This window comes from Candidatus Paceibacterota bacterium, from assembly GCA_035452965.1.
Classification (GTDB): Bacteria; Verrucomicrobiota; Verrucomicrobiia; order Limisphaerales; family UBA8199; genus UBA8199.
Genome location: DAOTCE010000036.1, coordinates 1 through 14,737, shown reverse-complemented (window position 1 = coordinate 14,737; position 14,737 = coordinate 1). Strand labels below are relative to the sequence as shown.

9 protein-coding genes are annotated in these 14,737 nt (G+C 62.2%); 7 read left to right on the top strand and 2 right to left on the bottom strand.

What is annotated here, in order from left to right; translation table 11 throughout:
• The first annotated feature begins 18 nt into the window (after window positions 1-18).
• The 6 genes from thiD to P5205_18930 all read left to right on the top strand — a co-directional run bounded on the left by thiD (window position 19) and on the right by P5205_18930 (window position 8,228).
• Entirely contained in the window at window positions 19-816 is a 798-nt protein-coding gene (thiD, locus tag P5205_18955) for a bifunctional hydroxymethylpyrimidine kinase/phosphomethylpyrimidine kinase (protein ID HSA12443.1), read from the top strand.
• A 59-nt stretch (window positions 817-875) separates the two neighbouring features.
• On the top strand, window positions 876-1,169 hold the full coding sequence (locus tag P5205_18950; protein HSA12442.1) for a hypothetical protein: 294 nt from the start codon (window positions 876-878) through the stop codon (window positions 1,167-1,169).
• A gap of 35 nt (window positions 1,170-1,204) precedes the next feature.
• Window positions 1,205-1,555: a hypothetical protein gene (locus P5205_18945; GenBank protein HSA12441.1), complete on the top strand. Its 351-nt coding sequence runs from the start codon at window positions 1,205-1,207 to the stop codon at window positions 1,553-1,555.
• 89 nt (window positions 1,556-1,644) lie between these two features.
• Window positions 1,645-3,027, top strand: coding sequence for a TolC family protein (locus tag P5205_18940; GenBank protein ID HSA12440.1), 1,383 nt, complete (start codon window positions 1,645-1,647; stop codon window positions 3,025-3,027).
• A 20-nt stretch (window positions 3,028-3,047) separates the two neighbouring features.
• Window positions 3,048-4,973, top strand: coding sequence for an efflux RND transporter periplasmic adaptor subunit (locus P5205_18935; GenBank protein ID HSA12439.1), 1,926 nt, complete (start codon window positions 3,048-3,050; stop codon window positions 4,971-4,973).
• Window positions 4,974-4,988: 15 nt separating this feature from the next.
• Entirely contained in the window at window positions 4,989-8,228 is a 3,240-nt protein-coding gene (locus P5205_18930; GenBank protein HSA12438.1) for an efflux RND transporter permease subunit, read from the top strand.
• 3 nt (window positions 8,229-8,231) lie between these two features.
• Here P5205_18930 and P5205_18925 read toward each other — a convergent pair whose 3' ends face one another.
• Entirely contained in the window at window positions 8,232-10,289 is a 2,058-nt protein-coding gene (locus P5205_18925; GenBank protein ID HSA12437.1) for an NAD(+) synthase, read from the bottom strand.
• 462 nt (window positions 10,290-10,751) lie between these two features.
• On the opposite strand from P5205_18925, the gene P5205_18920 reads away from it, so the two are divergent.
• Window positions 10,752-13,622, top strand: coding sequence for a DUF2339 domain-containing protein (locus P5205_18920; GenBank protein HSA12436.1), 2,871 nt, complete (start codon window positions 10,752-10,754; stop codon window positions 13,620-13,622).
• A gap of 231 nt (window positions 13,623-13,853) precedes the next feature.
• Here the strand turns inward: P5205_18920 and P5205_18915 are convergent, their stop codons facing one another.
• Complete coding sequence (locus tag P5205_18915; GenBank protein HSA12435.1) at window positions 13,854-14,357, bottom strand: rubrerythrin family protein; 504 nt, start codon at window positions 14,355-14,357, stop codon at window positions 13,854-13,856.
• Window positions 14,358-14,737: the final 380 nt, after the last annotated feature.

Here is a 14,737-nt window from a genome sequence, read left to right as displayed (position 1 = left end):
AGGCGCTAGACTCAGCAAATGTCGAAGCGACCTACACTCCCGGTAGCCCTCACAATCGCCGGTTCTGACAGCGGCGGCGGTGCGGGCATTCAGGCCGACCTGAAGACCTTCGCTGCAATCGGCGTGCACGGCACAAGCGCGATCACTTGCATTACGGCGCAAAACCCAAAAGGGGTGTATGGCATCCAAGCGTGCAATGTGAACATCGTGCGCGGTCAAATGGAAGCCGTGTTCGAGGCGTTGCGCCCAGCCTCCATCAAGACCGGGATGCTCTACTCGGCCCCGATCATCCGCGCCGTCACCGTGGCCCTGAAACGCTGCCAGCGCGTGCCACTGGTGGTGGACCCGGTGATGGTTTCGACCAGCGGCGCCCAGTTACTGAAGCCGGATGCGGTCAGGGCTTTGTGCGCGAAGCTGCTACCCCTCGCCACGCTGGTCACGCCCAACCTGGACGAGGCCGGCATCCTGGTCGGGACAAAGCTGGGCTCCGTGACCGATCTCCGCGCGGCGGCTCGCACGTTGTATCAGCAGTTTGGCTGCGCGACTCTGGTTAAGGGCGGGCACCTTCCTGGGCTCAGACAGGCGGTGGACATCTTCTACGACGGCCGGCAGGAGCTACTCCTCAGCGCCCCCTTCATCCGGAGCGTGAGCACCCATGGCACAGGCTGCACCTATTCCGCCGCGATTGCGGGGCACCTGGCGCGGGGTTGCTCGTTGGCGAACGCCGTGCAACGGGCGAAAGAGTTCATCACCCAGGCCATCGCCCGAAGCCAAACCGCCGCCGGTCAGGGTGTCCTCAACTGCTTTTGGCGCTAGTTATTTGTTGAGCAAACCAGCCCCGGTTGGTGTATAATGCGCGTGAACATTTAGAGATTATGAAGGCTTCGAGAATATTCATCACGTCCCTCGTGGTAACGTTCATCCTGGCTTCCGTGTCTGGCCTGGCCGCCGACAAGAAAACCGAGAAACCGAAACCTTATCCGCTTAAGACGTGCGTTGTGAGCGATGATAAGCTAGGTGAAATGGGGGCCCCTTATGTCTTTGTCCACGAGGGTCGCGAAATCAAGCTCTGCTGCAAGTCGTGCTTGAAAGACTTCAAGAAGGACACGGCCAAGTACATCAAGAAGGTTGAAGAAGCCGAGGCAAAGGCCAGGAAGGACAAGAGCTAGACCATGCCCCAAGAGGTAACTGCCTCCCGAATCGTGTGAGACCGTTGTTGGCCATCCTGTTCAGTCTGGCGCTGGTTTGGGCTCAGAGCGCCCCATTCATCTGCGCCCAGGTGGCCCCGACAACGCCGGGCAGTTCGGGCTGCGTGTGCTGCAAGTGCGGCAACGCCGACTGCTGTATGAGCGAGACTACCCCTCGCTCGGAACCTGCGCCGGTTACACCCGCCCCGAGGATTTCGCCAGCAAGTCAATTGCTTCTGCTGGCCCCGGCAGCGATGGCTTTCGCGGTTTCCCCACCCGCCAGTTACGTCATTTTCTCAACGCCCGCAGTGCCGCATCGCGCGGCATCCCTCCCTCTCTACCAGCAGAACTGCTCGTTTCTGCTCTGATTTTCCTCTCTTCACGCACGTAGTGTGTACCGCGCCGGCGCACTACGGAAGCGCCCTGCCGTGCCTGCGCTCAATGTATTTCCTTAGCTATGAAGACTTATACCATCTTAATCTCGCTCATGCTGCTGGCGGGTTGCCGGGGCGTGCCCGCCAAGGGTGAAAAAGAGGCTCGCCGCCAAGTCCAGGCGGTCGCCAGCACTTACCGACCGGAAGGCCGGAAGCCGGCCCTGCCGGCGCTGACCAGCCAGTCCAGCCTTAGCAACTTCCTCACCTACGCGCTGCTGAACCAGCCAAAGGTCGCGGCGGCGTACTTTGACTGGGTTGCCTCGGTGGAGCGAATCACGGTGCAGCGGTCACTGCCAGACCCGCAGCTCACGTTTGAGATGGACATCCAGGACGTGGTCAGTTCGGTCATGCCGGGGCTGATGATGAGCTTTCCCGGAATGGGCAAGCTGCGAGCAGCCGGAGCCGTGGCTGCGGCGGCAAGCCAGGGCGGCTATTTTACGTTCAAGGCAGCTTCACTGCGAAGCGCTTACGACGTGAAGCGGACTTACTACCAACTCCATTTCCTGGAGGAGAAGATTCGCGTCAACCGCGAGAACCTGGGCCTGCTGCAAGAGTTGGAAAGACTGGCACGCTCTCAGAACGAGGTGGGCAAGTTGACGTTGCAGGACGTACTGCGGGCGCAAATCGAGCAGGAACGGCTTGGCAACGAGATCCTCAACCTGGAGGATTCCCGCGCGCCGCTGCTAGCGCAATGGAAGGCCGCTCTCGGAGTTGATCCGACCGACCCGATGCCGGTGCCGGCCCGGTTTGAGTCCACCCCGCTGGACGTAACAGCGGACAAATGGCTGGAGCAGGCGCTGGCGGAAAACACTCTGCTCAAGGCGATGGCCGCAGACGTACACGCGGCCGAGGCCGCTATCCGGCTGGCCTACAAGGCGCGCATGCCGGACACAAGCGTCGGTTTGATGGCCGATGTGAAGATGAGCCCGGTTCTATACCGGCCATTTGGCACCGTAAGTATCCCGCTATGGCGGGACAAGCTGGCGGCGCAGGTGGCTGAAGCCCAGGCGAACAAGCGCGCGGGCGAAGCGCGCCTCACAGCGAACCAGATCGGGCTGGCGGTGGACGTGGCTGAAAGAGCCTTTGTGTACCGCGAGACCACACGCAATCTGAACGTCCTGCAGAAGACGTTGCTGCCGAAGCAGCGGCAATCGCTCGAGGTGGCGCGGTCGGCCTACATGGCCGGGCAGGTGGACTTCCTGAATCTGACCGAAGCGGAGCAGACGCTGCTGCGCTTCAACCTTGACGAGGTCGAAGCGCGAACGCAGCGGGAGCTATCGCTGGCGGAGCTTTCCCTGATCATGCAGGGCATGCCGCCAGCCGGTGGAGGTGCCGCGCGCATGGAGATATCCTCGCCGGGCATCGGGGCCGGGAATAGGATGAACCAGGGAGGAATGAGCCAATGAGTTGGTTGAAGACGTTACCGATGAAGATTCGAATCAAAAGCGGCCGTGCGACTGCATTTCTTGTGGCGCTGCTGGTGATCGGCGGCGGAGCGGGCCTGGTATTGACCGGGTGCGGCAACGATCACGACAGGAAAGGTCAGACCAAAGATGAGCACCTTTACACCTGTGGGATGCATCCGCAGGTAGTTCAAAACAAGCCCGGCAATTGCCCGGTCTGCGGGATGAAGCTGACGCCCGTGCGGAGGCAGGCCAGCGCGTCCGATGCGACAGCCTCGGGCGAGCGGAAAATGAAGTTCTACACGTCCACAATGAATCCGGGTGAGACGAGCCCGGTGCCGGCCAAGGACAGCATGGGCATGGACATGGTGCCAGTGCACGAAAGTAAGGGCGGCGCGAGCGCTTCCCAACTCATTACCGTTGAACCGATGACGGTGCAGAATATGAACATCCGCACTGCCACGGTCACGCGCGGGCCGCTGCGGCGCGTGGTGAGGACAGTGGGCGCGATCGACTACAACGAGGCGGGGCTCGCCGATGTGACGACGAAGTTCAAAGGCTGGATTGAGAAGCTCTATGTGGACGCCACGGGACAGCAGGTGCACCGCGGTGAGCCGCTTTTCGATATCTACTCGCCGGAGCTTTACAGCGCGCAGAGGGAATATGTCATCGCGCTGGAAGGGACCACCGCGCCCGGCGACGTGGCGCTCAAGGCCAGCGCGCGCACCAAGCTGAAGTTCTTCGACATTTCAGATGAGCAGATTGCCGAACTCGAGCGCACGCGAGAGCCGCGCAAGACGCTGCGAGTCGTCGCGCCGCAAGACGGATTTGTGGTGGAGAAAATGGTCGTGGAAGGCCAAATGGTGGACGCCGGCATGAAGCTCTACCGGCTGGCGGACCTCGGGCTGGTGTGGGTGCAGGCACAGATCTACGAACAGGACCTTTCCTACGTGAAGCTCGGCCAGGAGGCAACGGTGACGCTTTCCTACCTCCCTGACCGCGAGTTCCGCGGGCGGGTGACCTACCTCTATCCGAACGTGGATGAGAAAACGCGGACGGCGCGCGTGCGCATGGAGTTTCATAATCCCGGATACTTTCTGAAGCCTGGAATGTTTGCGACGGTCCAACTCCGCTCGGAACTGGCTCCTGCCGCCCTGCTCGTGCCCGACATGGCGATTCTGCGCAGCGGCGAAAGGAACACGGTATTTCTGGCGCTGGAGGGAGGCCGCTTCGAGCCGCGCACCGTTGTGCTCGGACCGCAGGCGGAGAATGACACCTACCAGGTCATCAGCGGTTTGAGCGAAGGGGAGCGAATCGTCACCTCAGGCCAGTTTCTGCTCGACTCTGAAAGCCAGCTCCGCGAGGCGATCCAGAAGCTGAGCGGCCCGCAGGGCGGCACCACGGCCACAACCGCACCGCATGCGGGTCATGTGGCGATGGGCGCAGAGGCAGCGGTCACCGCAAAGCAGACGAACGTCATGAAGTACGTCTGTCCCATGCCCGAACACGTTTCCATCAGGTACGATCACCCGGGCAAGTGCTCCCTTTGCGCTATGACGCTCGTGCCGGTGGGTGGCGCCGCCCTCTCGAAGATGCAGCCCGGCGGCAAGCTGCTTTACTACACCTGCCCGATGCCCGAGCACAGCGAAGTGCACGAATCCAAGGCAGGCAAGTGCCCCAAGTGCAGCATGACCCTCATCCCGGTGATGGAGCAGCCGAAACCCGAACCGAGCACCAACACACCCGCCGCGATGGTCAGGCCCGCTAAACTCTACACTTGCCCCATGGCGTCTGACGCGGACGTGGTCTCCGACAAGCCCGGCAAATGCCCGAAGTGCGAGATGGATCTGGCATCCACAGCCACGGTGGCGCACGGCAAGATCGCGGAGGCGAATTGGCGGAAGCAGCATCCGGCGGGCGGGCCGCCGGCTCACGAACATCAACACTGAGCGCGAACGCCGGCCATGCTCAAAGGCATCATAGATTTCTCTCTCAAGAATCGGTTCGTCGTCCTGCTGGGGACGCTGGCGCTGGTGCTGGGCGGCGTGTACGCGGTGCGAAACGTCCCGCTGGACGCCATCCCCGACTTGTCGGACGTGCAGGTCATCCTTTACACCGAGTGGCCCGGCCAGGCCCCGCAGATTGTGCAGGACCAGGTGACGTATCCCATCACCACGAAGATGCTCTCGGTGCCGAAGGCCAAAGTCGTCCGCGGCTACTCTTTCTACGGCTTCTCCTTTGTCTACATCATCTTTGAGGACGGCACCGATATCTACTGGGCGCGCAGCCGTGTGCTGGAATACCTCAGCGGACTTAGCGGACGTCTGCCCCAGGGCGTCTCGCCCAGCCTCGGGCCCGACGCGACCGGTGTCGGCTGGGCCTTCATGTATTCGCTCAACTCCACCAACCGCGACCTCGCCGAACTACGCTCCATGCAGGACTGGTATCTGCGCTACCAACTGGCCTCGGTGCAAGGCGTCGCGGAGGTGGCCTCGGTTGGCGGCTTCGTGCGGCAATACCAAGTGACCGTGGACCCGACCAAGCTGCGCGCGTACAACCTCTCGATCTCCGAGGTCGCGATGGCGGTCAAGCGCAGCAACGGCGAGGTGGGCGGCCGGTCCGTTGAACTCGCAGAGAAAGAGTTTATCCTGCGCGTGCGCGGCTACGTCAGCGAGCTCGACGACCTCCGCAAAGTTGCAGTGGGCGTCGGGGACAAGGGAGTGCCAATCTTGCTGGGCCAGGTGGCCGACGTGCAGTTCGGTCCGGACATGCGCCGCGGCATTGCCGAGCTGAACGGCCGCGGTGAGACGGTCGGCGGCGTGGTCGTGGTGCGCTACGGCGCCAACGCCCGCCAGGTGATCCTCGACGTGAAGAGAAAGCTGGACGTCGCCATGAAAGGCCTGCCGCCCGACGTGACGTATTCCATCGCCTATGACCGCAGCGCGCTAATTGAGCGTGCCGTCAAGACGCTGGAGCAGAAGCTGCTTGAGGAAAGCATCGTGGTGGCACTGGTGTGCCTTGCGTTTCTCCTGCACGTGCGCAGCGCGTTTGTGGCCATCGTCATCCTGCCGATCGCCGTGCTCATCTCGTTCCTGGTCATGTTCGGCCAGGGCATCAGCTCAAACATCATGTCCCTGGGCGGCATCGCCATCGCCGTCGGCGCGATGGTGGATGCGGTAATCATCATGATCGAGAACGCCCACAAGCACCTGGAGCGCAACCAGGGCAAGCGGCCTCACTGGGACATCATTCGGGACGCGTCCGTGGAGGTGGGGCCGACGCTGTTCTACTCGCTGCTCGTGATCACAGTTTCGTTCTTCCCCATCTTTATGCTAACCGAGCAGTCGGGCCGAATGTTCAAGCCCCTCGCCTATACGAAGACCTACTCGATGGCGGCGGCAGCGATCCTCTCGATCACCCTCGCGCCCATCCTCATGGGCTTCTTCATCCGCGGCAAAATCCCTGCCGAGGAGAAGAACCCCATTAACCGCTTCCTCATCTGGCTCTACCACCCGGTCATTGACTTCGTCATCAAGTGGCGCTGGACGGTGGTCACACTCGCCGCGACGCTCGTCCTCTGGGTCTTCTTCCCGTGGAATAGACTGGCAGCCCGGCTGCTGCCGGACGGTCCCGTCAAGGAATGGGCCTTTAAGATCGGCAAGGTATTCCCCTACCAGAACATCGGCTCCGAGTTCATGCCGCCGCTCTACGAAGGCGACCTCCTCTACATGCCCACGACTTTCCCGGGCCTCGGCGTGACTGAGGCGCGCGCGATCCTCCAGCAGACCGACCAGATCATCAAGAGCTTCCCGGAGGTGCGCCACGTCTTTGGGAAGATCGGCCGGGCCGAAACCGCCACCGACCCCGCCCCGATGGACATGATCGAAACCACCATCATGCTGAAGCCCGAGGAGCAATGGCCCGCCGTGGACATTAGAAACGCCAACGGCACCGTCATCGCCCACCGCCGCCGCACTGTGGACGAGCTCACCGACGCTATGAACTCCGCCATCCAGTTCCCCGGCCTCAACAATGCCTGGACCATGCCCATCAAGACCCGCATTGACATGCTCGCCACCGGCATCAAGACGCCCGTTGGAATCAAGATTGCCGGCCCTGACCTGGCTGAGTTGGAACGCGTGGCAGCGGAGGTCGAAACGGTCGTCAAGACGGTGCCCGGCACCCTCAGCGCTTTTGCCGAGCGCACCATGAGCGGCAACTACATTCAGTTCAACATAGACCGTGACGCTATCTCCCGTCACGGCCTCAACGTTGCCGACGTGCAGGACGTGCTCGAAGTCGCTCTCGGCGGCATGCCGCTCACCACCACCGTTGAGGGCCTGGAGCGCTACAGCGTCAACCTTCGATACAGCCGCGACTTCCGCGAGAACCTCGGCGCCCTGCGGGAAATCGTCGTCCCCACGCCCACCGGCGCGCAAGTTCCCCTCGGCCAACTCGCCACCATCGAAACCGTTCGCGCCCCGATGGGCATCAAGAGCGAAGCCGCGGTCCCCAATGCCTGGATCTACGTGGATGTCAAAGATATTGACGTTGGCACCTACGTCCAGATGGCCATGCGCGCCGTCAACGAAGCCGTCACCAAAGGCGAGATTAAGGTCCCTATCGGCTACAACCTCTTCTGGAGCGGCGAATACGAATACATGGTCAAGGCCAAGCACCGCCTTATGATCGTCGTCCCACTGACCCTGCTCATCATCACTCTCATCATCTACCTCAACACCCGCTCGGCCATAAAGACCGCCATCGTTATGCTCGCCGTGCCATTCTCCCTGGTCGGAGCCATCGGCATTCTCGCGCTGCTAGACTACAACTTCAGTGTCGCGGTATGGGTCGGCATCGTCGCCCTGGCCGGCCTGGACGCCGAGACCGGCGTCGTCATGCTCCTTTACCTCGACCTCGCCTACGAGAACTGGAAGAAGCGCGGTCTGATGGGCAATCTCGCTCACCTCCGCGACGCCATCTACCACGGTGCCGTCAAACGCGTTCGCCCGAAGGCCATGACTGCGTGTGTCATCGTCGCCGGCCTCGCACCCATTCTCTGGAGCCACGGCACCGGCGCCGATGTCATGAAACGCATCGCCACCCCGATGATTGGCGGCGTCATCACATCCACGATCATGGAGTTGCTCGTTTATCCCGCCATCTACTACCTCTGGCGCTCGCGAGAGCTGAAGCGGCCTTGACGCTTAGCTCGGCACGTTGTCTCGCAACTCGCTCAACCACACCTCGGCCTCGGAATCGCTGGGGGCGCGCCAGTCGCCGCGCGGAGAGAGCGCGCCGCCGGAGCCGACCTTCGGGCCGTTGGGCATCGCCGAGCGCTTGAACTGGCTGATCTTGAAGAAGCGATAGAGGAATACCCCCAGCCACTTCTTGATGGTCCGCAGGTCATATTGGTGCCGCTTCTCCGCCGGCAGCAGGTCGGGCCAGGCGCCGCGGTTCTTGTCGCCCCACGCGTGCCAGGCCAGGAAAGCGACCTTGCTGGGCCGGAACCCATGCCGCGTGATGTAGTAGAGGTTGAAGTCCTGCAGCTCGTAAGGCCCCACCACGTCCGCCGTCTTCTGGGCCGGGCGGGCGGACCTGCCTTTCGCGTGGGGGACGAGCTCGGGCGAAATCTCCGTCGCCAGGATCGCCCCCAGCACATTATTGGTGGCCGCGTCGAACTCCCCCGACGACACGACCCACCGGATCAGGTGCTGGATCAGCGTCTTGCTCACCGAGCAGTTCACGTTGTAGTGCGACATGTGGTCGCCGACGCCGTAAGTCATCCAGCCCAGCGCCAGTTCGCTCAGGTCGCCCGTGCCCAGCACCAGCGCGTTGTGTTGGTTGGCCAGGCGAAAGAGGTGCGAGGTGCGCTCGCCCGCCTGCACATTCTCGAAGGTGACGTCATACACGGGCTTGCCGCCGGCAAATGGATGCCCGATGTCGCGGAACATCTGCGCGCACGACGGCCGGATGTCAATCTCGCTGGCAGTGACGCCCAGCGCCTTCATCAGTTTGTGCGCGTTGCGGAGCGTCAGCTCGCTGGTGGCGAATCCGGGCATGGTGTAGGCCAGGATGTTCTTCCGCGGCGGCCCCAGCCGGTCCATCGTCCGGGCCGCCACGATGAGCGCCTGCGTCGAGTCCAGTCCGCCCGAGACGCCGATGACTATTCGTTTGATGCCCGCGTTCGACAACCGCTTCAGCAAGCCGTGCACCTGGATGTTGTAGGCCTCGAAGCACCTCTGGTCGCGCTCGCGCGCGTCGCTCGGCACGTAGGGGAAACGGGGGAACTCCCGCCGCAACGCCACGCGGCCTCTCGGGACTCGAAACTCGAATGGAATGCGCCGCATCTCCCGCAGGCGCGCGCGGTGGTCCGCCACCGAATCGCTGAAGCTGCCCAACCGCATCCGGTCGTGCATCAGCCGCTCCAGGTCCACGTCCGCCGTGATCATCTGCTCCCTGTCGGCAAATCGCGCCGACTCCGCCAGCAGGTCGCCGTTTTCGTGGATCAGCGCGTGCCCGTCCCAGGCCAGGTCCGTCGTGGACTCGCCCGGCCCGGCGCACGAATACAGGTACGCGGCGATGCACTTCCCTGACTGGCCCGCGCACAGGTTGCGTCGGTATTCCGCCTTGCCGACCGTGATGTTGCTGGCCGAGAGGTTGAGCAGCACGGTTGCCCCCGCCATAGCCGCATAGGTGCTGGGCGGAACAGGCACCCACACGTCCTCGCAAATCTCCGCATGCAGCCGGAAGCCCTCGAAGTTGCCGGCCTCGAACACCAAGTCATTGCCAAACGGCACGCGCTTGCCCAAGAAGGTGACCTCGCGGCTCACCGCGTCGCGACTGGAGGCGAACTGCCGCTTCTCGTAGTACTCGCGGTAGTTCGGCAAGTAGGTCTTGGGCACCAGCCCCAGCACCTGCCCGCGGTAGATCACCACGGCGCAATTGAACAGCTTGGCCTCGAACATTAGCGGCGACCCCACCACCAGCACGGGGGTTAAGGCGGCACTCGCCTTGACCAACTGCGCCACAGCCGCTTTGCTGGCGTCCAGCAGCGCGTCCTGGTGAAACAGATCGTCGTTCGAGTAGGCCGAAAGGCCCAGCTCAGGGAACAGCGCGACGGCTACCTGGGCCCGGGACGCCTGCCGGGCCAGCGCCAGCGTGCGCTCCAGGTTAAAGGCCGGGTCGGCCACGCGTAGCGATGGGATGCACACCGCCGCCCGGATCATGCCGTGCGCGTAGATCGAGTCAAAACGCTCACTCATAAGCTATCACTTACCCCATACCGGCATTCTTTCCAACGCCAAACTCGCCTCTATTCCAACGCCTTCCGCGAGCCCCGTCAATGCCACGCCAACCCTCTGGCATGAGCTTCAGCCAACGCCCCGCCGCATACACTCCGCGGAATGAAACCAGCCCATCGGTTAAACCAATACTGCCGCAAAGTTTATCAATTAACACCCTGGCACCGTATGGGGCTAGGTTTGCGGCATGAAAACGAATCAGCACACGCTGCGGGTCCGGAAGCTTCGAGTTTGCGCTGGCATGCTTGCGGCCCTGCTCCTAGTCTCGGCAGCGTTCTGGATGGTGTGCTATTTCGGGCATGCTTGTGGGCAGTTTAGCGCGCAGCCGAAAGTCCCGGCTCCTGCCCTGGGCGACCTCCTCGCCGCCAGATAACGGGGGCAGCTGGGAGGAGTTAGCGCCGACGGCGCCAGGAAAACACGGTTATGAACGAACCAGAGCGGTTGGAATTGGAGCGGCTGAAAGAGCGACAAGCCCGGCTGGCGCACGAGCTGGCCCAGTTGTCCGCACACCTCAGCTCGTTGGAGGAGCGTCTTAATGTGGCGCGACCGGACGCAGCGGCGCTGGCAGCCCCCCGACCGGAAAGGCCACCCAATGCACAGCAGCCGGCTGCCAAGCCTGTTGCCACTCCCTCGACGGCAGTTCCGCCCATCATTCGCCCCGAGCCGGTCGTGCCGCGAATCAGCGTTCGCATTCCCCCCGCATTAACAAAGGTGTCCACCGTGCCGCCGGCGGCCACACCGCCAAACAGGCCACCCGTGGTAACCACAGCGACAACCGGCGAGAAAGGCTCGTTCGAGATGCGCCTGGGCACTTACTGGCTGGTGCGCGTGGGCATTGTGATGGTGCTCACGGCGCTGGTCTTCTTCGGGAACCTCGCCTACCAGAACTTCATCAGCCAGCTTGGGCCGGGCGGCAAGGTTGCCCTGCTGTACCTTGCCAGCGCGGCATTGCTGCTAGCCGGCGGGTGGTGGCAGCGCAGAGCGGTCAAAGAATCCCTCAAGAACTACGCGCAAGTGCTCTTCGCGGGCGGCCTGGCCGCCGTCTATTTCACCACCTACGCCGCGCACCACATCGAACGTCTGCGGATCATTGCCAGCCCCGGGCTGGATGGCGGTCTGTTGCTGGCGTGGGCGGCCTTCATGGTGTGGATTGCCGACGGAAAGAAGTCCGAGGTGCTGGCGTTGTTCGCTGTGGGGCTCGCTTACTATACCTCGATCATCACGCGCGTCGGCTACTTCACGCTTTACTCGAACCTGGTCCTGACCGCGGCGGCGGTGTTCTTCCTGGTCCGCAACCGATGGGCCACGCTCACCTTCGCCAGCCTCGCGGCCACTTACACCGCGTATGCCTTCTGGCGCTTCTTCAGCGGCAGCCATTGGCACTGGGCCTCGCCGGAACAAGGACTTTGGGCGGGCACCTGGTTTCTCATCAGCTACTGGCTGCTGTTCACCGCCGCAGTCTTCCTCTCCCGGGACGAGAAGTTCGCCGGGCAAAACCGTGCCAGCTTCCTCACGCTCAATAACGGAGCCTTCTTCGCAGGCTTCGTCCTGACGATGCTGCAAGTCCAGACCGGCGGATTCTGGAAATTCGCCTTGAGCTACGGAGTTGGGCTGCTGGTGCTGGCGGAGGCCGCGCGGCGCTTCCTGGCGGCCGAAGCCCACGCAAAGAACTCCTACCTCACGCAGGGTTTGCTGCTGGTGACGGTGGGCTTTATCGCCAGGTTCTCCGGCCTGCAGCTTGCGTTGATTCTCGCCGTTGAGAGCGTGTTCCTGCTTATCGCCGGCCAGCACCGCCAGAACCTGGTCTTGCGGATTGGGGCCTACATCTCCGCGGCGTTGGCGGTCGGCTGGGGCATGGACGGGATGCAGGAGTTCGACACCCCCGGGCTGTGGCTTGGCGTGGGGTTGGGCGCGCTGATGATGGTAAACACCGTCTTGGCTCACCGCCAAACCGCGGCGGCCACCGAAGTGCTGCTGCGCCCGCAGCCAAGCTACTTCACCGTGCTCGCGCTGGTCATCTGGTTGGTCGTCACCTGGGACAATACCAGCCAGAACAACTTCCCGTTGGTGTTGGCGATGGAGGCGTTGCTCCTAACGCTCTCCATTTACGTCTTGCGTGTGCGCGAAGTGACTCTGCTCAGCCAGGGCTACTTGCTGCTCGCGCAGTTGGCGTGGGTCTTCAATGCCTCGGCCGCCAGCCCATTGCCGCCATGGTGGAATCCGGCGGTGATGATCGCCATTACCCTCGGGCTGAGTCATTGGTGGCAGAGGGAGACGATCCTGCAATTGCGATCCCAAATTGGCGTCGTCTGGCAAGGGCTATATGCCCTGGCCACGGTGGGCGTGCTCTACGGCTGGCTCGAGCCGAAGATTGGGGCGCCTGCCTGGCTGGCGGTAACGAGTCTGCTCGCGGTCGCCCTGACTGCGTATGGGGTCTTCACCCGCGCCTGGCTGCTGGCTGCCTGCGCCCAGATCTTTATGCTGGTCAGCGGCGTCCAATTTGCGCTTCAGCTGAGCGAGGCGAAGCCTGCCTGGGCTCTGGCGCTCCTGCCAATTGCCGCGCTGGGCCTGCTTTCGTATGGAACCACAAACTGGTTCGCACGCAAACCCGACCCTGCCGGGCGGGTCAGCCAGCCCTTGCTGCAAATCGCGCTGGTCTATCGCTGGGTCGCGCTGGCGATGTCCATGTGGTGGGTCAGCGCCTATATTCCCTCCCGCGAGCGGATTTGGCTGCTGGCGCTGCTCGGACTGTGTATTTTCCTGTGGGCAGGCTGGCAGCGAAACCGGGAGGCTTTACTCTTCAGCGTCCCATACACGGCAGTTGCTCTGGGGTTGTTCTGGCTGCCGCTGATCGAGGCACCCCGGATCTATTGGCCAAACCTGCTGGCCATTATCATCCTGCTGGCCCAGCGTCAACTGGCCCGGCGTTTGCCTGACCGCTACCCGCTCCCTCCGGAAATTCACACGACGGCCATCTTGGTCGGCGGACTGAGCCTGTGGCGATTCCTCTCGCTCTGGGTGCTGGAGCAACAGCCCGGCGGCTTCTATCTCACCGCCGGCTGGTCTTTGTTGGCGCTGGGATTCTTCACAGTCGGCATCGTGCTAAGGGAGCGGATGTATCGCTGGATGGGACTGGGCGTGTTAGCCTGCGCCCTGGGCCGCGTGGTGATCTTCGATGTCTGGAAACTGGAGACTCTCTATCGCATCCTGAGTTTCATGGCGCTGGGTATCGTCCTGCTCGTCCTGGGCTTCATCTACAACAAGTATCAGGAGAAGCTGAAAGAGTGGTTGTGAAGACAACCCAAGCGTGGACGCTTTGCCGAGATGTCCATGCTATTGCGGCGTATGCCCCAGTGAGGCATACTTCACTCGGCTAGCGCATTTTGCCTTGGGCTTGGTGCGGTCCGCCTCGCCCTCAATTCCCACCTTATCACGCCGGGAGTTCCTCACCGCTTCCAGCCTGCTCGCGCTCAAGAGCAAACGCGCGCGCCGGGTGCCCCCGGGCACCGGACCGAAGGCCAAGTCTTAAGATTGCACCTGGATGTAGCTTGATCCTTTCACGCCGCAGATCGGGCATGCTTCAGGGGGCGTCCCAAATTCGATGTGGCCGCACACGGGACAGAGATAGATCTTTATCTCGGGCAGATCCTTGCCTTCCCGCACTGCTGCCAAAGCGGTTTGGTATAGCTGCGCGTGGACCGCTTCCGCCTTGGCCGCGTAATCAAACATGCGTTTGGCTTTGTGCCCATCCGCTTGCGCCTGCGTGAGCATCGGCGGGTACATCTTGGTGTACTCATACGTCTCGTTGTCAATGGCCGCTTGAAGGTTCTGGGCAGTGGTTCCAATGCCGTCCAACGCGCCGAGATGTCCCTCGGCATGAATGCGCTCGGCTTGCGCGGCGGTTCGGAACAGCGTTGCGATGTTCCGAAAGCCCTCTTTCTCGGCCCGCTTCGCGAAGGCCAGATATTTTTGACTGGCCTGGCTTTCGCCCGCGAATGCTTCTTTCAGATTGTTGATAGTATTGCTCATAGGTTGTACATGCTTGTTTATCGGCAGCGGCCAATCTTAAGCAGTCAGGCACAAAAGAAAACTCTTTTCGAGCCAACGCCGATTAACTGATCTGATCTACTTGGCAGGGGCAGGCACCCGCAACCGTCTAAGTCGGGGCAATGTTGTAGCGTAACTTTAATGCAGATTCGGCTCTGAAGAATGGGGCTTTGCCCTTTACCAGCTCCAAAATCCTGCTTTGACCATATCGACCGCCTATGGAGAGAAGCTAGGCCATGAGCGGCAAAGGGGGAACCACACTGGACAACCAGGAGTATTTGGGGAAGGAATAGCGCTATGAACGTAATCCACTCCGTTCCCATAGCTTGGGAAAAGCAGGGGTGAACCGATTGATTTCCGAG

Excerpts from the sequence above, each read along its gene's own strand:
- P5205_18935 (HSA12439.1), top strand. The coding sequence starts at position 3,048 with ATGAAGATTCGAATCAAAAGCGGCCGTGCGACTGCATTTCTTGTGGCG.
- P5205_18930 (HSA12438.1), top strand. The coding sequence starts at position 4,989 with ATGCTCAAAGGCATCATAGATTTCTCTCTCAAGAATCGGTTCGTCGTC.
- P5205_18915 (HSA12435.1), bottom strand. The coding sequence starts at position 14,357 with ATGAGCAATACTATCAACAATCTGAAAGAAGCATTCGCGGGCGAAAGC.
- thiD (HSA12443.1), top strand. The coding sequence starts at position 19 with ATGTCGAAGCGACCTACACTCCCGGTAGCCCTCACAATCGCCGGTTCT.
- P5205_18925 (HSA12437.1), bottom strand. The coding sequence starts at position 10,289 with ATGAGTGAGCGTTTTGACTCGATCTACGCGCACGGCATGATCCGGGCG.
- P5205_18940 (HSA12440.1), top strand. The coding sequence starts at position 1,645 with ATGAAGACTTATACCATCTTAATCTCGCTCATGCTGCTGGCGGGTTGC.
- P5205_18950 (HSA12442.1), top strand. The coding sequence starts at position 876 with ATGAAGGCTTCGAGAATATTCATCACGTCCCTCGTGGTAACGTTCATC.
- P5205_18920 (HSA12436.1), top strand. The coding sequence starts at position 10,752 with ATGAACGAACCAGAGCGGTTGGAATTGGAGCGGCTGAAAGAGCGACAA.